The organism is Bradyrhizobium sp. USDA 4504 (assembly GCF_054063995.1).
This window is the reverse complement of the sequence record NZ_JBSSGV010000001.1, coordinates 6807453-6833360: the sequence shown is the minus strand read 5'-3', so window position 1 is coordinate 6833360 and position 25908 is coordinate 6807453. Positions and strand designations below refer to the sequence as shown.

18 protein-coding genes are annotated in these 25908 nt (G+C 60.9%); 7 read left to right on the top strand and 11 right to left on the bottom strand.

Features of this window, described 5'->3' with window-relative positions; translation table 11 throughout:
* Positions 1–52: 52 nt before the first annotated feature.
* The gene (locus ACVMB1_RS32030) at positions 53–2914 is read left to right on the top strand and encodes a coiled-coil domain-containing protein (protein ID WP_141341226.1); all 2862 of its coding nucleotides are present in this window, start codon (positions 53–55) and stop codon (positions 2912–2914) included.
* A gap of 124 nt (positions 2915–3038) precedes the next feature.
* Here ACVMB1_RS32030 and ACVMB1_RS32025 read toward each other — a convergent pair whose 3' ends face one another.
* The 3 genes from ACVMB1_RS32025 to ACVMB1_RS32015 form a co-directional block, all read right to left on the bottom strand.
* Complete coding sequence (locus tag ACVMB1_RS32025; RefSeq protein ID WP_076834818.1) at positions 3039–4466, bottom strand: HlyD family type I secretion periplasmic adaptor subunit; 1428 nt, start codon at positions 4464–4466, stop codon at positions 3039–3041.
* Complete coding sequence (locus ACVMB1_RS32020) at positions 4453–7101, bottom strand: type I secretion system permease/ATPase (RefSeq protein WP_244559016.1); 2649 nt, start codon at positions 7099–7101, stop codon at positions 4453–4455. The genes ACVMB1_RS32025 and ACVMB1_RS32020 overlap by 14 nt, the downstream gene beginning before the upstream one ends.
* Before the next feature lie 578 nt (positions 7102–7679).
* Positions 7680–9137: a hypothetical protein gene (locus tag ACVMB1_RS32015; RefSeq protein WP_244559017.1), complete on the bottom strand. Its 1458-nt coding sequence runs from the start codon at positions 9135–9137 to the stop codon at positions 7680–7682.
* 305 nt (positions 9138–9442) lie between these two features.
* On the opposite strand from ACVMB1_RS32015, the gene ACVMB1_RS32010 reads away from it, so the two are divergent.
* Together ACVMB1_RS32010 and ACVMB1_RS32005 are read left to right on the top strand one after the other, a co-directional pair.
* Positions 9443–9577, top strand: a complete 135-nt coding sequence (locus tag ACVMB1_RS32010) for a hypothetical protein (protein ID WP_256521260.1) — start codon at positions 9443–9445, stop codon at positions 9575–9577.
* Between the two features lie 139 nt (positions 9578–9716).
* Positions 9717–10454, top strand: coding sequence for a class I SAM-dependent methyltransferase (locus ACVMB1_RS32005; RefSeq protein WP_076834824.1), 738 nt, complete (start codon positions 9717–9719; stop codon positions 10452–10454).
* Between the two features lie 34 nt (positions 10455–10488).
* Here ACVMB1_RS32005 and ACVMB1_RS32000 read toward each other — a convergent pair whose 3' ends face one another.
* From ACVMB1_RS32000 to ACVMB1_RS31985, 4 genes are all read right to left on the bottom strand, one after another.
* Positions 10489–11283 carry a hypothetical protein gene (locus ACVMB1_RS32000; RefSeq protein WP_057021162.1) on the bottom strand — a complete coding sequence of 265 codons (795 nt, stop codon included), beginning with the start codon at positions 11281–11283 and terminating at the stop codon, positions 10489–10491.
* Positions 11284–11329: 46 nt separating this feature from the next.
* Positions 11330–12643: an O-antigen ligase family protein gene (locus ACVMB1_RS31995; protein ID WP_076834826.1), complete on the bottom strand. Its 1314-nt coding sequence runs from the start codon at positions 12641–12643 to the stop codon at positions 11330–11332.
* Between the two features lie 132 nt (positions 12644–12775).
* On the bottom strand, positions 12776–13915 hold the full coding sequence (locus ACVMB1_RS31990; RefSeq protein WP_076834944.1) for a glycosyltransferase family 4 protein: 1140 nt from the start codon (positions 13913–13915) through the stop codon (positions 12776–12778).
* Between the two features lie 63 nt (positions 13916–13978).
* Entirely contained in the window at positions 13979–15229 is a 1251-nt protein-coding gene (locus ACVMB1_RS31985) for a glycosyltransferase family 4 protein (protein WP_057021164.1), read from the bottom strand.
* A gap of 200 nt (positions 15230–15429) precedes the next feature.
* On the opposite strand from ACVMB1_RS31985, the gene ACVMB1_RS31980 reads away from it, so the two are divergent.
* Both ACVMB1_RS31980 and ACVMB1_RS31975 read left to right on the top strand, forming a co-directional pair.
* Positions 15430–15576 (top strand): hypothetical protein, encoded by a 147-nt coding sequence (locus tag ACVMB1_RS31980; protein ID WP_158074249.1) that lies wholly within the window; start codon positions 15430–15432, stop codon positions 15574–15576.
* Positions 15573–16583 carry a polysaccharide deacetylase family protein gene (locus ACVMB1_RS31975; protein WP_244559018.1) on the top strand — a complete coding sequence of 337 codons (1011 nt, stop codon included), beginning with the start codon at positions 15573–15575 and terminating at the stop codon, positions 16581–16583. The genes ACVMB1_RS31980 and ACVMB1_RS31975 overlap by 4 nt, the downstream gene beginning before the upstream one ends.
* 120 nt (positions 16584–16703) lie before the next feature.
* On the opposite strand, the gene ACVMB1_RS31970 is transcribed toward ACVMB1_RS31975, so the two are convergent.
* The 4 genes from ACVMB1_RS31970 to ACVMB1_RS31955 form a co-directional block, all read right to left on the bottom strand.
* Positions 16704–17645: an FkbM family methyltransferase gene (locus ACVMB1_RS31970; RefSeq protein WP_244559019.1), complete on the bottom strand. Its 942-nt coding sequence runs from the start codon at positions 17643–17645 to the stop codon at positions 16704–16706.
* Positions 17646–17715: 70 nt separating this feature from the next.
* Positions 17716–19194 carry an oligosaccharide flippase family protein gene (locus ACVMB1_RS31965; protein WP_244559020.1) on the bottom strand — a complete coding sequence of 493 codons (1479 nt, stop codon included), beginning with the start codon at positions 19192–19194 and terminating at the stop codon, positions 17716–17718.
* A 328-nt stretch (positions 19195–19522) separates the two neighbouring features.
* Positions 19523–20650: a GumC family protein gene (locus ACVMB1_RS31960; protein WP_076834827.1), complete on the bottom strand. Its 1128-nt coding sequence runs from the start codon at positions 20648–20650 to the stop codon at positions 19523–19525.
* A 166-nt stretch (positions 20651–20816) separates the two neighbouring features.
* Positions 20817–22316 (bottom strand): undecaprenyl-phosphate glucose phosphotransferase, encoded by a 1500-nt coding sequence (locus tag ACVMB1_RS31955; protein ID WP_057021166.1) that lies wholly within the window; start codon positions 22314–22316, stop codon positions 20817–20819.
* Positions 22317–22495: 179 nt separating this feature from the next.
* Between ACVMB1_RS31955 and ACVMB1_RS31950 the strand changes: the two genes are divergently transcribed.
* Together ACVMB1_RS31950 and asnB are read left to right on the top strand one after the other, a co-directional pair.
* Positions 22496–23875 (top strand): polysaccharide biosynthesis/export family protein, encoded by a 1380-nt coding sequence (locus ACVMB1_RS31950; protein ID WP_057021167.1) that lies wholly within the window; start codon positions 22496–22498, stop codon positions 23873–23875.
* A 170-nt stretch (positions 23876–24045) separates the two neighbouring features.
* Positions 24046–25839 carry an asparagine synthase B gene (gene asnB / locus ACVMB1_RS31945; RefSeq protein WP_456843667.1) on the top strand — a complete coding sequence of 598 codons (1794 nt, stop codon included), beginning with the start codon at positions 24046–24048 and terminating at the stop codon, positions 25837–25839.
* Positions 25840–25908 lie beyond the last annotated feature (69 nt).

Here is a 25908-nt window from a genome sequence, read left to right as displayed (position 1 = left end):
GCATAATGCCGTACCTCAACAGATCGTGTCGCCACGCGACAGGTGATTGCGGATGGGCCCGGTGATCCTCAAGGACAAGGCAGTTGCCGGCTGCGACATCGCAGATTCGTCGCGCCGCCTGCTGCCCAAGGCGGGACGGTCCGCGCTGTCGTGGACGACTGCTGCCATGCTCGCAATGATGTGCGCGCCGGAAACACGGGCTTCCCCAGATCCGGCGCGCCCTTCGACGCAACCGCAGCATTCGGCGGCTGCCGGTAGTCCCGCTTTCATCGAAGCGGCAAGGAACGGCGCTCCCGAAGCCTTGCCGCCGGGTCGAGGCGGCAATGACAGACCGGTGCAGGTCGCCCAAGCGAGCGTCGGCGACACGGGGCAGGCCTCGAAACGGGAATACAACTGGGCGGAGTCGCTCTCCTGCGAACTGACGAATGCAAGACGTGACATCGAGTTGCTGCAACGTCTCGAGCAAGAGCGCTATCGGGCCGAGTCGATGGAGCAGAGTCTCGCGGCGGCGCGCCGCGATATCGAGGCCCAGGCCGCGTTGACGGACAAGGCGGCCGATGAGAAGCAGGCCGCGCAGGGCGGCGCGGAGTTGCTGAACTCCCTGCAAGAGACGCGTGAGCGGGCGGAGCGCCTGGAGCGGGATCTGGCGGCAGCGCGGCGTGATGTCGAAACCCAGACCGTGCTGGCGACAAAAACGGGTGAGGAAGCGTCTCGGCTGAAAGCAGCGGCGGAAGGTGGCGCGGCGGATCTGCAGCGGGAGCGCGAGCGGTCCGCGCGGCTCGAGCAGGATCTCGAGGCATTGCGCCGCAACGTCGAGACTCAGACGGCGCTGGCGGCAAAGGCAGGCGAGGAGGTTTCCCAGCTGAAGGGGATGCGTGAAAGCGGCGCTACGGAGCTGCAGTCGGCCCTGCAAAGGGAGCACGAGCGGAGCGCGCAGCTGGAGCAGGATCTGGCGGCAGCGCGGCGCGATGTCGAGACCCAGATGGCGTTGGCGACAACGACAAAGGAAGAAGCCCTGCGGCAGAAGCAGGCAGCGGACGTCGGAGCTGCCGAGCTCAGGCAATTGCGCGAACGAGCCGAGGCGCTGGCACAAGACCTCTCGCTGTCGCGGAGCTCGATCTACGCATACGAAGCCCAAGTCCGCAAATCCGGAGACGAAGCGACGGAGCTCAGGCAGGCGGTTGCAAGCTGCACGGCTTCGGTCAGCAAATTCACACCCGACGAAGGTGAGCGGTTCGCACGGCTGGAGCGGGACCTTGCGGCTGCCCGCAGCAACGTCGAGACCCAGGCCGCGCTGGCGACCAAAGCCGGCGAGGAGGTTTCCCGACTGAAACAGCAAAGCGAAAGCGGAGCGGCCGAGTCGCAGGGCTCCCTGCAAAAGGAGCGAGAGCGGTCCGAAAGGCTGGAGCAGGATCTTGCGGTCGCGCGGCGTGATGCCGAGACCCAGACCGCGCTGGCGGCAAAGGCGGCCGATGAAGCCCTGCGGCAGAAGCGGACGGTGGAGGCCGGGGCCGCCGAGCTGCGGGACTCGCGTGCCAAGGCCGACGCGCTGACACAGGAGCTTTCCCAGACGCGAAGCACGATCTACGCCTTCGAGGCGCAGGCCCGCAAAGCCGGTGAAGAAGCAGCGGAGCTCAGGCAGGCGGCCGAGAGCGGCGCGGCTTCGGTTCACAAATCCACACCGGACGAACGTGAGCGACTGGTGCGGCTGGAGCAGGATCTTGCGGCTGCGCGCCGCGATGTCGAGACGCAAACCGCGCTGGCGACGAAAGCAGGCGAGGAAACCGCCCGACTGAAGCGGGAAAGGGAAAGCGGTGCGGCGGAGTTGCAGAACTCACTGCAAGCGGCGCGGGCCGACCGGCTGGAGCAGGATCTCGCGGCAGCGCGGCGCGATGTCGCGACCAAGACGGCGCTGGCGACGAAAGCAGACGAGGAAACGTCCCGGCTGAAGGCGGTGGAGAAGAGCGGTGCTGCCGAGCTGCAAAAGGAGCATGAGCGGTCCGCCCGGCTGGAGCAGGATCTTGCGGCGGCGCGCCGTGATATCGAGAGCAAGGCCGTGCTGGTGACCGAGGCGGGCAAGGAAACGTCCCGGCTGAAGGCGGTGGAGAAGAGCGGTGCGGCCGAGCTGCAAAAGGAGCGTGAGCGGTCCGCCCGGCTGGAGCAGGATCTCGCGGCGGCGCGACGTGACGTCGAGAGCAAGGCCGTGCTGGTGACCGAAGCGGGCAAGGAAACGTCCCGGCTGCAAGCTGTGGGAAAGAGCGCTGCGGCGGACCTGCAAAAGGAGCGTGAGCGGTCCGCGCGGCTGGAGCAAGATCTGGCGGCAGCGCATCGCGACAGCGAGACCCAGACGGCGCGGGCGGCAAAGGCAGGCGAGGAAATCTTGCTGCAGAAGCAGGCGGCGGAAGCCAGCGCTGCCGAATTGAGACAATTGCGCGCCAGGATCGACGTGCAGCCCCAGCACCTCCCTTTGTCGCGGAGCGCAATCCATGCGTATGAGGCCGAGGATCGCAAGGCGCACGGCGCGGCGTTGACGACCGGTGCGACCGCGCGGGACAAGTCCATCGAAGTGGCCACCAATCCAACCGCCGAACAGACGCGAGCGGCGCCTGCTCGCGCGGTTGCCCAGCCTGCTCCCGAGCAGGCTGCGGAAGCCGGAGGGTTGGTTGCGCGGGCGAGCTCCTTGTTGCGTCAGGGCGACATAGGCGCGGCGCGGCTTGTACTCGAGCGCGCCGTGGAAATGGGCAGCGCCCAGGCGAGCTTCGCGCTGGCAGAAACCTACGATCCCCTGATTCTTGCGAAGTGGGGGACTTACGGCACGCGCGGCGACGAGCGCAGGGCGCAAGACCTCTACGCCAAGGCCAACGCCGCGGGAGTTCATGAGGCGAAATCGCGTCTGGAAGCGCTGCGCCGATAGCGCATGTGCCAATCCACCGGCAATTTCACCGCAATCGTCCTAACGACGGGCGCCACCGCGACGAGCTTCGCTCTCACGCGCGTGGCGCCCCGCCCGGCCGCAACGTCCGGCGACGGGCTTCGCTTTAGCGTTCGCGCAGGGCTTCCTGCCGGTAGCGTGCCAGCGGCGACAGCAGGTAGCTGATGATCCTGCGCGTGCCGGTCTTGATTTCGACCGTCACCGCCATGCCCGGCCCGAGCTTGACGAGCTTGTCCTCGATTTGCATGTGCGTCCGGTCGAGCGAAACGCGCGCGGCGTATTCCAGCTCCTGACCTTTAGGCTCGCTGCTGCTCTGCGCCGCGCCCAATGTCCGGTCATTGGGGTTGCCCTGTTGCTTTTCGCGCGTGATGGCATCCGTCGACACGCTGAGCACATCGCCATGAAGCAGCCCGTACCGGGTGAAGTTGAACGTATCGACCTTGATCTCCGCCTTCTGGCCGGGATGCACGAAGCCGATGTCGCGGTTCGACAGCATGGCCTCGATCTCGAGCTGGCTCTCGCTCGGGACCACGACGGCCAGCGCCTGAGCGGGCGTCACCACGCCGCCCACCGTATGAACGGCAAGCTGCTGCACGACGCCGTCGACCGGTGCGGTCAGGCTCTGCAGTTTCGTTCGCCGCTCCGCCTTGACCACCTCCTGCGCGGCGCTCGCAGCTTTCTGCTCGGCCTTCGCAAGAGCATCATAGGTCGCGCGGCGATACTCCGCGGCAGTCTTGTCCTTGGTCTCCTTCAGCAGCGCGATCGCCGCATCGGCTTCGCGCAGCCGGCTCTGCTGCAGGACGAGGTCCTGCTGCATGGCGACCAGTTCCTGATATTCGGAGAGATAGACGACCTTCGACGCCAATGCCTTCTCGACGAGACCCTTGCGGATATCGACGCGCTCCTTCAGTACCGGAATCGTCGCCTCCAGCTTGTCGACGCTCGCCGATGTGGTCGCCCGTTCCGCCTCCTTCTGCCCCTGCTGACGCTCGATTTCAGAAAGCTTTGCGCTCTGTTCGGCGCGCTGGCTGATCAGGAACTGGCGATGCATCTCGATTTCGGCCGCACTTGCGTTTTGCGGCGGCCGGAAGGCCGCGAGCGGGTCTGCGGCCAGCGCGGCGCGCAGCCGCGCGACGTCCAGCTCGGCTGCAAGCAGATCGCTCTTCTGGCGTTCCTGGTCGGCTTCCGTCATTGTCGGATCCAGCTCGATCAGGACGTCGCCGGCCTTGACGCTCTGGCCGTCGCGGACGCGGATGGCGCGGACCACACCGGTCTCGAACGGCTGGATCAGCTTGGTGCGCCCGCCCGGCACGATCTTGCCGGTCGCGCTGGCGACGATATCGACGCTGCCGAGCGTCGCCCACAACAGCGCGATGCAGAACGCGGCGATGATGCAGGCCCCGATCGCGCGCCCGATCGGCGACGGCGGCGATTCGGCGATCTCGAGCGCCGCCGGCAGAAAGGCGATTTCGTGCTCGCGGCGGCGAGGTTCGCGTCTCGGGAACGCGACGACATTGCGGCTAGCGGACGTCATGGATACCGGCCTGCAGATAATGGAGGTTGGCGTAACGGCCGTTGGTGCGGATCAGCTCGTCATGGCTGCCGTCCTCGACGATGCGGCCATGCTCGAGGGTGATGATCCGGCTTGCATTGCGCACCGTCGACAGCCGGTGGGCGATGACGAACACGGTCCGGCCGGCGGAAATCCGCCTCATGTTCTGCTGGATCGCGCGCTCGCTTTCGTAGTCCAGCGCGCTGGTCGCCTCGTCCAGGATCAGGATGCGTGGATCGGTGATGAGTGCACGCGCGATTGCGATTCGCTGGCGCTGCCCGCCGGACAGGCTGCTGCCGCGCTCACCCACGACGGTGTCGTAACCCTCCGGCAGTTCGAGGATGAAGTCGTGGGCGCCGGCTAGCTCCGCCGCTTCGATGACGCGCTCCATCGGCATCGCCGGATCGGCCAGCGCGATGTTGTCGCGAACCGTGCAGTTGAACAGTACGTTCTCCTGCAACACGACGCCGATCTGGCGCCGCAGCCAGCTCAGATCGACCATCGCGAGGTCGACGCCGTCGACGAGCACGCGCCCGCTTTCCGGGACATAGAGACGCTGGATCAGCTTGGTGATGGTGCTCTTGCCCGAGCCCGACGAACCCACGATGCCGATGACCTGGCCTGGCTCGACGCTGAAGGACACGTCGTGCAGCACCTCGGGGCCGTCGATGCGGTAGCGGAAAGTCGCGTGCTCGAATGTGACCTGACCGCGGATCGGTGGCAGCGCCGCGCGGGCCGGCGTGAAGCTCGGCTCGGGAATGGTGTTGAGGATGTCGCCGAGACGATCGATCGACAGGCGGGCCTGGTGGAAGTCCTGCCAGATCTGCGCGAGTCGCAGAACCGGCGCGCTGACACGCGCGGCCAGCATGTTGAACGCGACGAGCTCACCGACAGTCAGGTCCCCGCTGACCACCAGGCGGGCGCCGAAGTAAAGGGTCGCGGCGATGACCAGCTTGTTGATCATCTGGACCGCCTGGCTCGCCGTGTTGTTCAGGCTGAGCACGCGGAAGCTTGCGGACACATAGCCGGCGAGCTGCTCCTCCCAGCGGCGCTGCATCTGCGGCTCGACCGCCATGGCCTTCAGCGTCTCGATACCGGTGACGCTCTCGACCAGGAAGGCCTGGTTCTCGGAGCCGCGATTGAATTTCTCGTCGAGGCGCCGACGGAACAGCGGCGCGGCTCCCGCGGAGATGCCGATGTAGAGCGGGAAGGACGCCAGCACGATCCACGTCAACGTCGTCGAGTAATAGAACATCACTGCAAGGAAGACGACGGTGAACAGCAGATCGATCACCAGCGTGAGCGCCGAGCTGGTCAGGAACTGGCGGATGTTCTCGAGCTCGCGGACGCGCGCCACCGAATCGCCGACGCGGCGGGTCTGGAAATAGGCGATCGGCAGCGCCAGCAGGTGACGGAACAGCCTGGCGCCGAGCTCGACGTCGATACGGTTTGTCGTATGCGCGAACTGATAGACGCGCAGCGTCTCGAGAACGGCCTCGAACACGGTCAGTACGACAAGCCCGACGACCAGCACGTCGAGCGTGCTCATGCTTCGATGCACGAGCACCTTGTCGATCACCACCTGGAAGAACAGCGGTGAGACAACGGCGAAGATCTGAAGGAAGAACGACGCCGCCAGCACCTCGCCGAGCAGGCGACGATACTTTTGCATGGCGCCGACGAACCAGGAGATATCGAAGCGCCGCGCGAGGTCGGTCAGGCTGGCGCGCCGGGCCATCAGGATGATGCCGCCGTCCCAGATCGCCTCGAGTTGGGCCTGGGTGATTGCTTCGGGCCGCGGAGACAGCGGGCGCTGAACGAGAAGCTTGTCGTCGATAACCTTGCCGAGGATCAGGAAGCTGCCGTCGCGCAGCACCGCAATTCCCGGCAGCGGGGTGACGGCAAGCCTGTTCCAGCTCGTCCTCTGCACCTTTGCCTTGAGTCCGAAATCCTTGGCGCAGCGCAGGATTTCAGTAACGCCGAGGCGCGCCGCGCCGATCCGGTGACGAATTTGGCCGGGGTCGGCAGCGATGCCATGGCAACGCAGCAAGATCGCCAGCGCAATGAGCCCGGATTCATCGTCATGTTCGGATTCGACGCCGGCGGCCGGGGATTCGGTGTTTGTGTTCGCCGGATGGATTGCGGCCTCGTCGCGAGGCCCGCGCATCAGGATGCCAGGTCTCATCGCCAAGAAGCTCTTCGTGAGACCGTCACGAGCCCGCATCAGGCCCTCGCCGGCGCGGTGCATCAGGCCGGCGCCCAGGTCAAACGAGCGCGTGCGGATGCCGGCAAATGCATGACGTGCGCGCTGCGCGAGGCTCTGTGATCCAGCACAGATCAAACCGCCATCCCAGATCGCTTCGAATTCCGCGCGCGTCATCCGGCTCGGATGCGGCGAGGTCGGGTGCAGCACAAGCGCCACCTGGTCGTCGATCTTGCCCAGCAGCAGAAATCCACCGTCACGCAGCGAGGCGATTCCGGGCAGCTGGATACCCGCAAGGCGGGTCCAATCCATTGTCCGCGAGCGGACCTTGACTCCGAATTCGCGCGCGCAGCGAAGCATCGCGCGGACGCCGATCTCGTCGCTCCCGCAACGATCGCGGAGCTGGTCCGGCACAGTATTCACGCCATGGAGGCGCAGGAACAGAGCTAGCGCGCGAAGCCCTAGATCTGCGGCGGGGGCATTTCCGTTCTGGATCGCCATTCTTACTCAACCCTTCGCGGCTACCCGGCCGCGTTAGTGTTCCTTCTCATGCATTTCCAAAGACTGGGAATTCCAATGCCGCGCATCGACAGAGCATGCGACATACCGCTTGCTCGCAGCCAAAAAGGTGCAAGCAACATCAAAGCACTAGGGCCTCGAACCGCGAGGGGATTTCAAAGCAGTGGGATTTTAGACCTGCCCCCCCGACTGCTGAACCGGTTCGTTAATGCGCAAAAATGGCGAAAAAAGTTTCAAATCTTGATTTTTGCACCGTTATGTTGCGCGCAAATTTGCCGCATACCCGAAGCTGTTGCGCCAGCACGCATTTTGATCGCTTGGAAACAGATGCGAGCGATGAAGCCAACCGAGACCAGGACCCGCGCGTGGCAGTCCCTTCGCCGTTACCGTCCGCGATCGACCGCCCGTTTCCGACTCCCAACACGTTGATGGTACTGCACCCGGGCGCAGAGCCCCCGGGTGCAGTAGCCGGATCAACCCTGAGGTTTGCTCAGGAACGAGTTGTGCGTCCAGCTGTTCGCATTCGACATGGCCGCCGCGATCTGACCAGCGTCGACCCGACCGGAGCTGCCGGCCAGATACTGGTTCAGCAGCGCAAAGCCCTGGCTTGCCTGGGACGCTCGCGCGCCTTGATCGGCCCAACCGGTCGTCTGCGATGCTGTGTTCGCCAGGGTGCTGGTGTCGCCCATCTGCTGCTGCAACTGCGCAAAGCCGTGGTTTGCCCAGCTCCCTGCGTTTCCGCCAGTCCAGCTGGACGGCCGGGGATCCGTCACGCGGATCGTCTGCGGGTCCGACGACATCACAGCGCCGGTGGTCGGATCCATAGCGCTCGCGGTCAGCGTGAGGTTCGCGACCGGATGAGCATTGCCCTTGTAGTACGATGTCAGCGTCAGTCCGCTGTCGACCTGCGCGGACGTCAGGGTGATGTTGTTGCCCCTGAGCGTCGTGCCGTCGCCGGTCGTGATCGTCTCGTATCGCGGCAATCCCATGATACTGAGGGTGAGGTTATCGTTGGGGTCGGTCGTCGTAATGGTCGTCCCCAGGTCGACCTGACCGCCTCTGCCGGCCACCCAGAGCGACTTGTCCGCGACGTCGAGCACCGGTGCGGTCACGCTTGGAGTCGTGGGGGTTGTCGGCGTCGTGGGGTCGGTCGGCGTCGTCGGCTGCGCCGGTATCGTCGGATCGGTCGGCGTCGTCGGTGTCGTCGGTGTCGTCGGCTGCGTCGGTGTCGCCGGCGAAGAGGCGCCCTGCAGCGGAGGCGGCAGATCGCCCTGCAACTGCGTCGCATTCATCGTTGTGAAATAGAGTTGCTTATAGCTGGTTGTCAGATCGACCCAGTTGCTCATCCCGACGCCGGGATTATTCACGAATACGCCATTCTGGTAGACGTACCCGGCGGTGGCGTCTCTCCACCAGTCGGCACCGATATTGGCAACGTAGTGTTCGTTCGGATTGTCGACCTTCATGCTCGCCGTGACGAAAACGCCGTCGATCGTTCCGGGCGTGTAGGTGCCGCGGGATCCGCCCGGCCAGAAATGGTCGTTGTATCCGCTGGTCGGTGCATCGACGGATACGCTGCCATCCGCGTTTGTGGTTTGATTCCATGCAATGTTCGCGTTCCCGACGAAGTCAGCGGTGAAGTGGGCGCCTCCGAGGGAGCTCGTGTCCTGGTCCTGCACCTTGACCCAGCCGCCGCTCGTGAGATGCACCCAGGTCTCGAAATTTGCTATGTCGACGCTGCCCGGATTAACCGTCTGCCCGACCTCGGGATAGATCTGACCCCATCCGGTGATGGCCGAGAAGCCGGCAGGAGGGGTGCCTCCGCCACCGTTTCTGCCGGAATACCAAGAGTAGGATGAAGGAACGCCCAGCGGGAATCCTTCGCTATTGCCTGTGGTATTTTGAGTGATGACATCGTCTAGAGCGGCCAAGCTAATTCTCCATTGCAGACCAAATTGAGGACGAAGAATTCCACTGCCGCGCATGGGGGACGCGCGACATACTGCATGCTCGTAAGGTCTTGCGACCACGAACAGATTTCAATGCACTGCAGGCCTCGAACCGCGAGGAGATTTCAAAGCAGCGGGTTTAATGAATTTGCCCCCCCGACTGCTGCGCCGTTTGGTTAATGAGCAAAAATGGCGAAAAAACCTTCAAATCGTGATTTATACACACGTATATGGGGCGCAAATCCCTTGTTCTCGACCACGTGTGTCGCGGCGACGGATGCTTGTCGATGCAAGCGCGGATCGAGTTCTGCGCCGGGGTAGCCCGCAAGGATTATTGCGACAACCTCAAGATCAAGAACACACTCGCCGGTGGAGATGGATCGGTTCTCTTTGAATGGCGGCTCGTGGATTGGCGAATCTGAAGCCCGACAATTTGGCGATCCAACAGCGCTGGAAGGACGCGCGGTCGCCTGATCGCGTACGACGAACTCGAACGCACGCCCTCGGCGCGGCTGTGGTCCGCAGGCTGAGGCGAGCGCAATTCAATTGAGGGAGAGAACGATGGCTGTCGTCAGAGAGGCAGAGTTCGGGTCCAACGATCTCTATACCGGGAAAGGTTATGCTGAAGCCCATCCAGGCTGGCATGACGAAGATGCAGGAACCAAGGCCGCGAAGATCGCCAAGATCGTGCGTGACAACAACGTCACCTGCCGGACGATCGTCGACATCGGTTGCGGAGTGGGAGGCGTTCTGAACGCTCTGCTCGAGCACGACATCTTCCGTGACTCGACCGCCGTCGGCTACGATATCGCTCCGTATGCCATCACCGCCGCCAAACTGCGCGAGCGGGACAATTTGCGATTCCACTGCGGAGACTTCTCGCATACCAGCGAAAATTACGATCTTCTATTGTGCATCGATGTCTTCGAGCACATCGATGACTATATGGGCTTTCTGCGAAGGATCAGAGGGCGCGCGAAATACTACGTGTTTCACATCCCGCTCGACATGACCATCCTCGGCGTTCTGCGAGGTCTGCCCCTCCAGCGGCGCAAGGAGGTCGGTCACCTGCATTATTTCGACCAGACGACCGCTCTGGCGACGCTGCGCGATACCGGTTTTGAGATTATCGACAACCAGTACACCCGGATGGAGGATTTCCTCCATGTTCATCCCGAATGGCGAACCGCGAAATCAACCCTCGCCATGGCTGGGCGGCAATTGGTTCGGAGCATTGCCGGAGAGGACCTTTCGGTGCGCGTCCTTGGCGGAGCCTCGTTGATGGTCCTCGCCAGCTAGTCGGAATTCCATCGGGAGCCAGAGTTCAGATCGGCTATCGCAAGGGCGGCGGTGGATCGGTCTGCAGCTGCGATCTGGTCATGGTTGTGAAGAAAAAGTACTGGTAGGTCGTCGTCAATCTGACCCACGCACCCATGCCGATGCCAGGATTGTTCACAAACACTCCATCACGGTAGAGGTACGGAGCCGAGGTGTCTCTCCACCAGTCTCCGCCGAAGTTTGCAATCAGATTTGCGTTCGCGCTATCGGTGCGCAGTTCTGCCAACGAGAACACTCCGTCGACCGTTTCAGGAGCATACGAGCCCCTCGGCTCCATCCAGAAATGATCATTGTAGCCGGGCGACGGCGAGCTCATCCTGATGCTTCGGTCGGGCTCAAGAATAAGATCCATCGTTGTAGAGGAGTTGTCGGAGAAATCCGCCACGTAGTGCCCGCCATCGACCGAATTCGTTGCCTGATCCTGCACGAGCCTCCAGCCGCCACTCGTCAAGTGTACATAGACGCGATAGTCCTTCAGATAGATATTGGCAGCAACGTTCGGAGCACCAGCTTGCGGATAGATCTGCCCCCAACCCGTCAGTGAAGTGAAATCAGAAGGCGGAGCCCCGTTTCCGGTGGCAGCAGCGCCTCCGGCATACCACGAGTAGGAGGTTCTGACACCGTGGGGATAGATGCCGGCGTCCTGCCCGGAATTTTGCGATACGACGCATTCGATAGATAAGGACACGCAAATGGGCTGATGAGCACGCTTGCCCCCGGCACCCGGTGACGGGACGAGAGCTTCGAGGACCATGAGCGCGGTGAGGGAAATGGCAAGGTATGTCTTCACGCAAGAATTCCTAGCAGGGGCCAGTAGAACAGCAGCGAAGTTCGGCTCAGATGGCTCCAGGGCTCCCCAATGCTTCAGTCCGCGAACCGGCGATCATTGGGGTCGGCGATTCACGCGATCCGGGGGCGCGTTCAACAGCAGCTTCAGGTTGGGCCAGCACCAGGAAAATGCCGAGTATCAGGTACGACAACGCCACCGTTTCCCTGTTGAAGCTGTCATCGAACAACGCCACCAGCGTTACGCCAATGAACATGGCAATCCAGAGGTTCAGAGGTTGGATTTGCGCCGACCTCCTTCCATAGCAAGCAACAAGCTTCTGCCGGTCCGACATTGCGGCCAGCGGAAGGCTGAACCAGAACACGGTAAAGGAGATCAGGCCGACCACGCCGGTTTCGAAGAACATTTCTACGAACGCACTATGCGCAAGCAGGACGAATGGGCTGTAGAGCGCCGTTTGACCGGGGCCGTATCCAATCAGCGGTTGTTCGAGTGCAAGCGTGGACAGATAGTACCAATGGTAAATGCGCCAATGGACGGAGCTCGGAGCCGTGCGCCAATCCCAAACCGTGTAGTTTCCGCTCAAGATATAATCCGGAATCGAGCTTAGCTCCGAAAACGATGCTCCAAATGGAGATGTCCATATGACGACAACGAATGCTGCAGCGAACGCCGGCAAGAGGGCAGGCCGCTGAGCAAAGATATATATGGCGAAGGTTACCCCGAGTAGCGCGACCCCAGTCCTTGACGCAGCGAGGGCGAGGGCGACGAGAAAGAACAGATAAACGACAATGTCATTGTATCCCATGGAGAGGCGTAGTTTGCGACGCGACAGCTCGCAAAGGAAGAAGACCAGCACCAATTCGAGACTGAAGGATACCGGGTGCGCCGAGGGCCCCGCCGCTCGTGCATGCTTGTCGTATGGCGATGCGAGCTCGGTATATCCGGCCAGGTATTGGAACAATGCGATCGCCGACATCAGAAACAGCAGAACCATAAAAACACGATGGATGTTCGGGCAAAAGCCGGGAGATTGATAAATGGAAGAGACCAATATCACAAGCATGAACAGGTAGACGTACCTGATGATTTCGTACCACGCGGCGTATTGATCGATGATGCTCCTCGTATTGACGACAAGCGACAGTACGGCAGTGGCCGTGAAGACCGACAAGCATATTAACAGCGTGAAGAGTCTCCGGTGTATCCTGACATCGCGCATGTTCCAGGCTGCCACGAGGCCGACCGCGACGATGATCAACGAAAGAGTCGATGAAATGCCGGTGCCGTACAGACGATCAATTCCGTTGGAGAACGATCTCACAAAAACAAAGAAAAGAAAGAATGTCAGGAGGGCATTCATCTTGAGCGCAACTCCGGCTCAGTCAGGGGTCGAAAGACAGCCCGAATATCGGCGCGGCGTCGCGCCGGCTGGGGACGCTTCCAGCGCAAGGCGGCCAGCACGTGCTTGCCGCCACGCCACCCGAGCAACGCGCTAGGCTGCATGGGGAGGGGCGGTCCGGCGCCGCACGTCCTGGTGTGGCTCGATGGCTCTGCGATAGCATCCGAGCGTTCGTTCGGCGACAGAGTGCCAGTCCTCTCGCTCTGCCAACCAGCGGCGCGTTTTCTCGCGGAGTTCGGGCGGCCACGGACTGCTTGCAAAGAACGCCAGGCGACCCGCGAGCGCTGATACGTCTCCCAAATGGAAATAGTGCGAGTCGTCTAATCCGATCTCCAGAAGAGCGGGAATGTCACTGGCGACGACTGGCAGGCCGAAACTCAAGGCCTCCAGCAGCGCGATCGGCAAGCCCTCGTGCGAAGAAGGGAGGACGAAAATGCCGGCATGGGCGTACAGCTCCTGTAGCGCGATGCCGTACTGAAAGCCTGCCACGACTGTCCCAGAGGTCGCCTCGGCGCGCGCTGTCACCTCCGCGGTATAGGCATTGGGATGTTCGGATGTCCCGACCAGCACGAGCTTCCATTCGTCGAGCCTGGCAGCGGCAAAGGCCTGAATCAAGTCGAGGTGCCGTTTCTCCGGAACCAGCCGGCCCACCGTCAGCACATATCGTCCCGGCGTAAGCCCGAACTTCTCGAGCGCTGAGGTGCTACTTGGTACGTCGGGCAGGGTGATGCCGTTTGGAATAAGGTCTGAGTTCAAGCCGTACTTGTCCCGCACCAGCTTCCGAATGGTCTGCGAGATCACGATGCGGCCGTCGGAGAACCGCATGCCCCAGGCTTCGCCAGCGTGCAGAACCGCCTTGGCCAGTCGGCCCCACTTCTCGCGGTCGTAATCCGGGCCATGATGCGTCACGACAACATGCAGTCCCAGCAATCGCGCGAGCGGCGCCATCAAAGCCGGCCCGATGGCCTGGATGTGCAATACGTCCGGTCGTTGCCATGCGGCGACCAGCACGCCGAGAAACGAATGCACAATCGTCTCGAGGCCGGACGCTTTCGGGCACCATACCCGCTGGTAGCGCACTCCGTGCCACTCGTCGCCACGACTGGGCGGCATATACGAGGAGCGGACGATCACTTTGACATCGCACCCCAACTTCTTGAGATGGGGACACAGATGCTCCGCGTGAGTTTCAACCCCTCCCTGCACATTGGGGAATCCACGCAGGCCAAGCATGATTACCCTCAGTACGAGATGATCCGCACTCACTACAAATTCCTCCTAAAATCTACAAACTATTCATGGACTCCTTGCGCCATTTACCGCTGCCGCCACCACCGAGGTTCGCCCCGGCAGCAGTGATCGGTAGACGGCAATCAGCTCGGCGTTGTGCTTGTCGAGGGAGAAGTGCTTCTCTACACGAACCCGTCCGGCGGCCCCCATCTGTGCGCGGAGCTCGCCGCTGCCCATGAGGCACTCGAGATGGGTTCGAAGCTCGTCGACATTGCCGGGCTCGAACAGAAATCCGGTCTCCCGGTCGTTCACGAGCTCAGGAATGCCGCCAATGCGGGTCGCAATGATGGCCTTGCCCTGCGCCATCGCCTCCAGGACCGACATCGGGCAATTCTCGCACCACTCCGAAGGCACAACCACTACGGATGCTTCGGCTATTGTTGTGCTCAGCGTGTCTCCGGAGAGGTGACCCGCAAACTGCACGTTTCGTGCAAACTGCGACTTCAAGTCATCAGTCAGCGGGCCCGTGCCCGCAATGACAAGTGGCCACGAACATCCCGCCGCCTGATGGGCACGCAACAGCGTCTCAGCACCCTTGCCCGGTGCGAGCCGGCCGCAGTAAAGAACGTATCCGTTGTCCCGGCCGCGCGGCGAAATGTTCCTGACATCCACGCCGTTGTAGAGCAGCACCGTTCGGTCTGGGGAGAAGCGGCGGGATACCGAATCCTGCATGAAGAGACTTGGTGCGATAAAGCGATCCACTTTCTCGTAGCTTCCGAGCCACTGTTGCGTGACCGCTTCGAGGTAAAGCGTGGCACTCTGCGCCAACGAGCCGTCGGAACAACGATGCGTCAGCACGTGATGGAAGCCGCCGGTGAGGCACAGCGAGCACAATTGGTTTCCGAGCGCTCGCGTGTGTACCGGACAGACCGGCTTCGTATCATGCAGCGTCAGGACAACCGGGATTCCGCGCGACTTGGCGACGCCGACGATCGATGGCGTCAACTGATGATAGACGTTGTGACAGTGCATCAAGTCTGGTCGCGTCTCGTCGATCAGCGATGCGAGCTTGCTTACGGCCTCGCGCGAGTGGATCAGCGCGAGGGCGCCCCTTATCCTGGCAAGGTAGCCGCCGTTGCGATAATCCTGGCGAGACACAAAATGAGTCGAGTAGGGTGACTCGATATTCCGCTCGTGCTGCATTGCGAAGTCAATGACTTCCACCCCGCTGCCCGTCAGGAATGCTCGTTCCTGAAACAGAACGGTCTCTGCGCCACCATTGTTGAAGAGGTATTTGTTAGCGAGGAGTACCTTCATTAAGGAGCCGTTCCATCGATGCGCAGATCACAACAGCCACCCGCGCCTGGTGCTTTTTGTGCTCGACAGAAAAAGGCTACCTTGAAAGCTATCCGAGGCAGGTGGCGCATTCAGGGTGGGATGGGCGAATTGAGGGGTACCTATGAGTGAGTACCGGTGTCGCAGTTGCGTAGATGCAGCGGTTCCACGATAAATAGGCAATGCCTGCCAGTGCCTACGAGACGCTCACTGTTCTCACGATGGACAATTTGAAGATGAATATCGGCAGCGCGCCGCGCGTGGAATTAAGCCGGCCTCAGATTCATGTGGTGAATTCTCTGACCAGCGGTGACGAGGGGGCGCCGTGAGGCAGAGTTTCAAGGCAGCCGTATTCCAGGCGGTGCGTTGGTCCGGACTGACGCCAGCTCTGCGCAAGATTTTTGCAGGCAGAGCCGCTATTCTGATGTTCCACGAGGTTCAGCGGGATTTCCGCTCAGAACTGATGACCGGAACGTCAGAGGACTTGTTTGAGTATTCGCTCAAGTGGCTGCGCCACGAAGGGTGGGAGATCGTCAGCCTGGAAACATGTCTTGAGCGGTTGGCAAATGATTCGCAGCCGCGCCGCTATGCTGTGGTTACCTTCGATGACGGTTATCGAGACAACGTTTCGACGGCGCTTCCGATCCTCGAGCGCAACAACGCCCCGTTCACGGTCTACGTTCCTACGGGCGCTCCGACGCGGACGCTGCAGTCATGGTGGCTCGGCTTGCGCGAAGTTCTTCGCTCGCGAGACACCGTTACCATTGACGCGATGGACATCCGGTTTTCCTGTCCCGATCTGAACAGCAAGGCGTCGGCCATGAGCAAGGTAGCGAAGTGGGTTCACGAAGATTATAACCGGGCCGAATTGCTCGCCCCGACGTTCCGCAATGCGGGTGTATCTCTATCGGCCTTGAACGACGTCTATTTCCTTGATGAACGCGAGCTTCAAGGCTTGGCGCAGCATCCTCTCGCTTCAATTGGCGGCCACACGGATTCCCACCCGGCACTGGCCTGTCTGGATGCAGCCTCTGCGCGAGCCGAAATGGCGGGCAACCGCAGCTATCTGGAGAATTTGCTTCAGAATCCCGTCCGGCATTTCGCCTATCCTTACGGCACCCCCGGAGCGTGTGACACTCGGGAGGAACGTCTTGCGGAGGAAGTCGGTTTTTCGACCGCGGTGACTACGCGGCATGGGCAGGTGTCCGATCGCAAGCCAAATCCACTGGCACTGCCTCGTATCGGCGTGGGTGGACAATTCGACACAAAGCTTGCGTTCGAGGCCCGAATGAACGGTATCCAGTCGGCGATGCACGGACTGCTGGGTCTTAGCTAGCAATCTTACACTCTGGTGATGGCGGTGAGCCGCTCGTGCGTGAGGCACGAAATCAGATCGCTCGGGCTCTCAATCTATGAGGCGCTCCGCCAAGATCATCCGTAGCGACGCCCGGCGCGCTTATGCGCGACCGGCAGCCCGTTCCATCCACTGGTGGAAGCCGCTCCCTGGTGGGCAGGTTACGAAATTGTAGCCAATTTTCGGGTTCGTCTTGACCCTGTCCAGAAGGCCGAGTTCCTCGACCTTCGTAATTGCCCCGTCCATAGCGATGGAGAAGACCGGAAATCCTTCGGTATCGAGCATGTACCTCGTGGTCGTGTGGCTCCGGTCGTTGCCGTGATCCTCGTAGATGATCAGCGTATCGCGCTTTAGCACTTCGCGCGCCCCTTTGAAGGCCGAGATTTCCGCACCCTCGACGTCAAGCTTGACGACGAGCCGATCGCGGTCGGTCATCTGCAGCTGCCGTGCCAGCGAATCAAGCGTGATCGATACGACCGGTTCGACGTGCTTTGAGCGCATACCTTGCGACGTAACGATGTGTCGGGCGTCATGAGATCCGTCGTCGGAGAAGGACAACATCTGTCCGTCAGTCTCGAACAAGGCCTTGCGGCAGATCTCGAAGCGCCGATCGTTGGCGCTACGGTTCTGCTCGAGAATCGCGAGCGTTTGCCGCGATGCCTCGACAGCTATTGCGCGCTTGCGACCCAGCATTTCCGACGTGACGAGAACGGACCAGTACCCGATGTTGGCGCCGCAATCGAAGAACGTGTAGTCGACATCCTTCAGCCGCAGCAGAAGCATCGCTATGTCTGATTCGTAGGTACGATGGGGCTGACCGACAAAAAACGCATTCCAGTAGGCGTCGTCCAGCTCAAAGTACAGGCGGCTACCGTCCGCGAAATGGACGCAAGGCGTCTGGGAATGGATGAACGGACGGACCGCTCGCATTGCTAGTCCCATTCCACGCCCCGTACTCCGCGCAACAATCGTGTGCAGAAGCTTCACCAGCCCGATCGAAATCGGGTTTCCCGACACTTCGTAATCGAATGTATCCTGGTCCATGAGGTGCCGTCTCTCGCGCCCAATTCCGATTACAGCAGTCGCGTCCTCGTATGGCAACGAACGCATTCAACTATCTCCCCGAATCACGCACGTCGTGTCCCGACCGCCGCACGCGCGGCCGCAAGTCGAGAATGGTCGCGCCGGTTTCCGGCCGCACCGCGTCCATGAGCGGTTCGGATGGGCCTCGCCGCATTGTGCGCCTTACTAGCGCAATGAGCGTCGTGGTGGCCGTGATATCGATCCCCTCCGCGGCGTACATGTAGGCCGCTGTCCATACCCTGGTTGCCACGCCTGCGCAGGAGCCAGCAACTGCCGCTCCTAGAGCCCCAAAGGCCCAGGTCGCGCTGATCATGGCCAGGAGTCCCACGGCCCAGGTTGCTACCACGATTTGCATCGCGGCCCGCTGGTGTCCGGTCATATTCAGTGCGATAGGGCCGATGCCGAAGTATGTCGAGATTAACAGGCCGATTGCCAAGACCATCAGGACGCTGTAGGCGCGGGTGAAGTCGGCTCCGAACGTCATCAGCGCGAGGTCGCCGGCGGCCGCCAATGTTGCAACGCAGCCGAGGACGGCGACGAACGCAGCCAGTGACGCTCCTGATGTGATGCGTGTGATTTCCGCATGACGATTTTCATCGAACAAGCGTGCCATGAGGGGCGCTGCGGGTACGCAGAAAGTTGCCAGAAAGAAATCAAGCAGGAACGCGATCCGGGTGGCAGCGTAGTAATATCCGCCGGCTTCCGGGCCGACCATCACCGAGACGATGATGACATCTATCGTGCCGCCCATCACGCTGGTGATGCTGGTTACCCAGAACGGTCCCGAAGTGGAAAGGATGTCGCCAATCCGATCATTCGATCGCTTCACCGCCACGGTGAATACGTTATAGCCCTCTGCGAGGCGTCGTAGGTAACCGTTCTGAGCGGGGATCAGCGCGACCAGGATGCCGGTCGCAATCATCAGAACGTCTCCCGCCTGCAGCGGGCGGCCAAACGTCGAGAAGAGAACGCCGCTCAACAGAATGATGAGCAACCGCCACAAAACATCCTTGGTCATAAGCGCGAGGTTGACGGAACCGAGCGCGCGCCCCAACGAGCCCTGCATTTCGATCAAGGCCAATGGCAAGATCAGCAGCACGCTCGTGCAGTATTGCCACCGTCCGAATATACCATCGCGGCCGTGCGCGACGACGAACAAGAGGAGAGAGACCAGAGTAACGGCAATGCTGCCGAGACACGCCAAACGAACCTGCTTTGCAACAATCGAACCGATCTCTGGGAAACATTTCCGGACGGCGATGCTTGGTATTTCCCGCAGCACGCGAAACTGCTGGCCGAAGAGGCCGACCGTGGAGGCGACGACCGCGAATGTCATCAGCGACATGAGCGCCCCGTATTCCTCTATGGTCATCATCCGCGCAAAACTCACGCCGAAGAGGAAGGACACGGCGGCGCCCGAGCAGCGATAGACCATAGCCAGCCATGACTGCCGGAGGATATTGCTGAGCATGGTCACCGATCCGCCGGACGCCTGAAAAAAGCTCGTCATTGCGCATTCCAACGTTGGCTAACGCTACGCGACGCCCAGCGATTGTAATCGAGCTCTTCGCGGGCGGATGGTGGGTTGCGCACTGACTGAAGGTTCAAGAGCCAATTTTCCATCGTGTGGCGGATTGTCGCATGATAGAGGCCGAATGTAACTTCGTGGATGCGGAGGGCATTCGGCCCTTCCGGACTACCTACTCCGGTGGCCGTAACGAGAAACATGCTGCCTTCATCGCGATGAAGGCGGTTCGCCGACGAGCATTGTTCGACGGGTGATGTACGGGGCGTTTCAATCGAGCTTGCGGTATCGCGATCGGAGCCAATTCATGCGACTATAAGTCAGGATTGGCCTCCTTGTAGGTGTGTTGCTTCTCGACCTTGAACGAACCATCGAAATGGGGCTTGACGCCGTTCGCCTTGAGCCCCTGGACGACTGCAGTTCCTCCGGATGCGGTGGCTGCAGACCTGCGCGCGGGCGCGCGTTCCCGGTCCGACCTGTCGCGCAGCAATCCTATTCCGATCCCCAGGAGCATGCCGCCGAGGATCGCTGATCCAAGTATCAAGCGGGCGTTTGGCGAGCTGGCCGTGTAGGGGTGAGACACCCCCGTGAGCAGACGAGCCTCGAACACCGGCGCGGATTGCTGCTGCATGGCGTCCATGTAACGCAGCATCCGGAGGAAATTGTCATACGTTCTGGTGGCGGCGTCCGCCGTGGCTTCCAGTTCGCGGAGTTCGTCTTGCGTCGCTCCGGTCGATTGCGACGAGGGTGGACCTGCCCCAGCGGTGTTCGCGGGAGCCGCGACGCCATTCCTGGCCCTGTTGTAATCCGCTACGGCCTTTTTGGCAGTCGACGCCTGGCTGCTCAGTTCGTTGACACGTTCCTTGACCCATTTCTCGTTTTGCAGACCCCATTTGTATTTCGCGTCCATTTGCGTCGTGATGTAGGTCTCTACGACGGTGTCCAGGACCTGCGCTGCCCGATCGGGATCGGCGGAGCTGAAGGCGAGATCGACTATGTAGGTGAGGCCGGCGCGCTTCACCGAGAGCTTGCGCGCGAATGCTTCCATCGCATCACGCGTGACGACGTCCGTGTCCGGTCTGCTCCATCCGAGCAGCCGGGACGTCGACCGACCGAGTCGGTGCAGGACGCCGCCTGAGAATTCCGGATCCCCCGCCAAACCGAGCTTCGCGATCGCCGCGCGAGCGACGCTCTCGGACCTCAGGATTGCGACCTGACTCTCGACGGCCGTCGTTGCCGACGCCGTGTCGTTGGAAGAAGTCGTCTTGGCGTCGACGATGAGTTGCGCGGTTGCCGTAAACGTCGGAACTGCGACAACGAGATAGAGCAAGCCGGCGCCAAACATCAAGAAGCACGTCAGCAGTATGATCGAGAGGCGGCGGCGCAAGAAGGCGAGACCCTCCGCCACGAATTCGGCCGGCGAACCAAATTCAGGCGGCATCGTGTCCTGAGGTGCCGAATTGTCAGTTCTGTGAGATTGCAGCATTGTCTCGAACCTGCAGTTACTGGTGGCCTACCGAAGCCTCCGCCGATCAAACGGGAACGGGATCGACTGCAATGCCCTTGCGATCTTGCTGTACGGACTGCATGCAGCAATCGTCATCGCGCTAGAAGGCATTCCAATAGACCTTTCTGGAGAAGAGGGTCATGACGATGATCTTGAGATCGAGAAGGAATGACCAATTGTCGATGTAATAGAGGTCATGCTCGATACGACGTTGCATCTTCTCCAGGGTGTCGGTTTCGCCACGATAACCGTTGACCTGTGCCCAGCCGGTAATGCCGGGCTTGACGTTGTGACGGCGGGAGAATGACGAAATCAGCCGGGCGAAGCTCTCGTTCTGCGAGGTCGCGTGCGGACGAGGCCCGACGAGTGACATATCGCCGACCAGCACGTTGAAGAGCTGTGGAAGCTCATCGATATTGGTGTGGCGCATGAAGCGTCCCAACCGGGTCACACGTGGATCGTGTCTGGTCACCTGCTTGAAATTGTCGCCGTCCTCCGTCACGGTCATCGATCTGAATTTCAACACGCGAATAGTCTCGTTGTTGTAGCCGTGCCGCGTCTGACGAAATAGCACCGGCCCGGGCGAATCGAGCTTGATTGCGATTGGAATGATGACGAAGAGGGGACTGATGATGACAAGTCCGGCAATTGCGGCCGCGATGTCGAAGGCTCGTTTGATCGCCCGGTGGAACGGCGTCAGGGGAGACTGGAAGATGCGCATCGTCACCATGTTGCCGAATTGCGTGATGCGCGACACGGCCATGAGGTCGATTGCACCGACCGGGACGACGTGAACGTCGACCGGGAGCTCTGACAGGGCGCCGGCGAGCGCGAGGGCCGCCCGAACATCCGATTCCGAAGTCAGAATGACAATGTCATCCGCTCGCAGGGGCCGGCACTCTGCGATCAGTTCGCGGACATGGGATAGCACTTCGACCGCCCCGAAGTGCTCCGATGCCGAAGAGCCCTTGCGAAAGGTCGGCAACTCGAACGAGCGAATGGTCCGGATTCCGGTGGCGCTTACTCGTGCGGAAAAATCCAGGCAGTGGCTCGGTTCACCTATGAGGATGACGCGCCTGGCGTCGATCAGTCCGGATGCGATGGCAGGCTGCAGCAACGAGAAGCATATTGCCCGCGCGAAGAGCACCATGACGATAACGCTTGCCGCCTGGGCCATCACGGTCGCGCGCGAGTAGCCGTCCGAGATCTTGAGAAGAAATATCGTTGAGATGAAGAAGGAGAATACGAAGAAGACGGCGCTGACGCCGCTCCATAGGAAGATGTGGCGGGGCTGCGTCTGGATCCGCGAATACTGCCGGAGCCCAACGGATACGAGCAGTTGCAACGTGGCAATCAGAAGAGATTCCAGGATGTATTTGGGAGTGTCCGGATAGTCGAGCGCAAGGACCAGCCGATAATAGAGGACGGCAGCGGCAAAAGCCCCGACGGCTACGAGGAGGAACTCGGCGCCTGCCGCCAGTACCAGCAAGGCGGCCAATCTGTTCTTGCCAAGGTCAGCCGCAATCGCCTTGCGGCCAGTGACCGAATGCGCCGAACGCTCGGTAGGGGCCGGCGAATTGGTGAAAAACGCATAACTCACCGGTTACTCCCAAGCAGTCCGTCACGCAGTCCGTCCCCCTGACAAAAACATAGCATTCGGGTCAGGAGGCGGATTGGCAATAAATGGGTAGCCGGGAGTAACTACGATGGTCAGTTGAGCCGAGGCGCTGCGGGATTAGATTGTCGATCAATCCGTGAGACCGAGCCATCGAGCACGCCATGCCGCACGCCAAGCTGCGTAATTTCCTCCGCCTTGACAACCGTCGCGGTCAACCAGGCCATTGTGTCAGGTGGGGCCTGGTGGCTGTTGGCCTGACGATTTCCGCGCAGGCGAAAGCCGAATATCGAGTGAGCGTCGGAGATGTTCTGGAGGTCGCGGTAGCCGGCGTGCCGGAACTGCGGCAGCGCGCGCCCGTCCAAGTCGATGGCAATATCTCTTTGCCGCTGGTCGGGATGGTCCCGGTCGCCGGCCTGCCGTTGCAAGAGATTCGGGCCAAGGTCGGGGCCGCAATGACGAGCAAGGTCTTTCGACAGAGGACCGTGGACGGCCGCGAGGTCGTGGTCGTGATAGATGCAGATCAGGTCACGGCGATCGTTGCGGAGTACAGGCCTGTTTACGTCAACGGGGACGTGTCGAAGCCAGGGGAGTATCCTTATCGTCCCGCGAGCACCGCGCGCCAGCTCATCGCCATGGCGGGTGGCTACGACATCATGCATATCAGGATGAACAACCCGTATCTCGAGTCGGCCGACCTGAGAAGCGAGTATGGTTCGCTTTGGACAGAACTCGCCAAGGAACAGGCGCGTATGTGGCGCATCAAGAGCGAGCTCGGGGAAGGGACGCAGATCAATCCAAGCGCTTCTCTTGCCGACCTGCCGATAGCCCGGTCGGCGGTTTCGGAAATCGTCAATGCGGAAGCCGAATATCTGAAGACGAAGCAGAGTGACTATCAGCAGGAAAAGGCGTACTTGCAGCGCAGCGTTCGGCAGGGAGACGACGAGGTCCGCGTGCTGTCGGAGCAGCAAAAGAAAGATGAAGAAGGACTTCAGTCCGACGTCGAGGACCTTCAGAAAGCGACCGACCTGTTCGGCAAGGGATCGTTGATCAGCCCTCGCGTGACGGATGCGCGTCGCGCGGTTCTGCTGTCGGCGACCCGGAGGCTGCAAACCTCTGCGCAATTGCTCCAGGTCAAGAAGTTGCAAGACGAGTACGCCAGACGGTTGGCAAAGCTCGACGATCAGCGGAAGCTTGATCTGTTCCGTGAGCTGCAAGAGACCAGCTTAAAGCTCAATCAGATTCGCGAGAAACTGCAGAGCGTCGGTGAGAAGCTTCAATACACTTCGATGGTTCGATCGCAGCTCGCACGGGGAGCCGGCAGTAAGCCGGATATTGCTATTATCAGAAAGAGCGAGAAAGGGCCGGAACGGATTGTCGTGAACGAGGATGCCGAGTTGCAGCCGGGTGATACCATCGAGGTCTCGCTGCGATACCAGGATGGTCCCGACGCGGCACCCCGAAAGCTGAGCAGTTCAAACGTTCCGGTCGTGATAGGCCGGACCGACGTGACCGCGGCAGACTCGCGGCGTGACAGCAGGTGACAAAGCCGGAAGCGGCAGAGTGATCGGGATTGGCACGTCGAGAAGACACGAGCAGCCACGGAGTTTGATGCCGCTTGTCCGTATATTTTTAGCCTATGCGACGGTGTCGCCGCTTAGGCATAGGCATAGGGTAATTCCGCTTGATCTGAACCTTGAATATTTTGTGACTTTTGCCGTTCTCGATCCGCTGTTCCGCTTCGCTGCGATCTGAACTTACAGAAGGGGCAACCTCCTTGTGCGGCTTCGTTGGCATCTTTGGATTTAAAGAATCGCTCGAGACGGCGCGCGGCCGGGCGCTCGAGATGGCCAAAACGGTCAGGCACCGCGGGCCAGACTGGAGCGGCATTTATTCCAGCGACGGCGCAGTGCTCGCGCACGAGCGCCTTTCCATCGTCGACGTGGAGCACGGCGCTCAACCCCTTCTCGACGTGACCGCGGGTCGCGCTTTGGCCGTGAACGGAGAGATCTACAATCATGTCGGTTTGCGCGCGGCGCTGAAGCTGCCGCACGCATGGAAAACGAAGTCCGACTGCGAAATCATCCTGTATCTCTACGACGAGTACGGCCCTGCCGTGTGCAATATGCTGAGTGGAATCTTTGCATTTGCCCTCTTCGATGAGCGCAGTGGCGATTTCTTCGTCGCCCGAGACCACATCGGCATTGTTCCGCTTTACATCGGATGGGGCAGCGACGGCACGACTTACGTCGCGAGCGAAATGAAAGCCCTCGATGGCGTATGCGAGACGATCCGGGAGTTTCCTCCGGGACATCATTACAGCGCCAAGGCCGGAAAGTTCGTCAAGTGGTATGATCCACAGTGGGCACATACTCTTCCAAGCAGGAAGGTGTCGCTGCAGGAGCTCCGATCTTCGCTCGAAGCTGCGGTCAAGCAGCAGATGATGTGCGATGTGCCTTACGGGGTGCTTATTTCCGGCGGGCTCGACTCGTCGCTTATCGCGGCGCTCGCGGCGCGCCACCGCTTCAAGCGGATCGAGTCGGGAGAAACCGAAGAGGCATGGTGGCCGAGGCTGCACTCGTTCTCGGTCGGCCTCGAAAACTCACCTGACATGAAGCATGCGCGAGACGTCGCAGCTCACATCGGCACGGTCCATCACGAGATTGTTTTTACCGTGCAGGAAGGATTGGACGCATTGCCGGACGTGATCCGGCACCTGGAGACCTTTGACGTCACCACCATTCGTGCCGGCACGCCGATGTATCTCATGGCGCGCAAAATCAAATCAATGGGCATCAAAATGGTGTTGTCCGGAGAAGGCGCTGACGAGGTATTCGGCGGCTATCTCTACTTCCACATGGCGCCGTCAGCAGAAGAATTCCACGACGAGACTGTCCGAAAGATCTTTGCGCTCAGCAAGTATGATTGCTGTCGCGCGAACAAGGCAATGGCGGCGTGGGGGGTCGAAGCCCGTGTGCCCTTCCTGGACAAGGAATTCCTGGACTACGCAATGTCGATAAACCCCGCCGAGAAGATGTGCCCTGGCGAGAAAATCGAGAAGGGCATATTGCGGGAAGCATTTACCGATCTGTTGCCGCAAGCGATCTTGTGGCGTCAAAAGGAGCAGTTTTCCGACGGGGTAGGGTACAGCTGGATTGAAAGCTTGAAGCATCAAGCCGAGAATAAAGTCTCGGATCAGATGCTCGCAGAGGCTAGCAAGCGCTTTCCGCGGCAAACGCCGACGTCCAAAGAGGGATATTTCTACAGGACCATCTTTGATGGCATTTTCAACAACCCGACAGCCTGCCTGACTGTGCCCGTCGGTCCTTCGATCGCATGCTCCACGCCGACCGCGTTTCTTTGGTCTCAGCAATTTGCGAGCATGAATGACCCATCCGGAAGGGCCGTGAAGGGGATCCACGTTCAGGCCATTGATCATGTTCGGTCAGTTGAAAACCTCAACAGTTCGAAGGCCCCATCGGGCGAACGGGTTGCAGCGGCGGAGTGAAATCGTCCTTCAAGTGAATTTCAGATTCCACACAGCGTCGCCCGGTGTTCGGCGGAATGACGCCTGCCG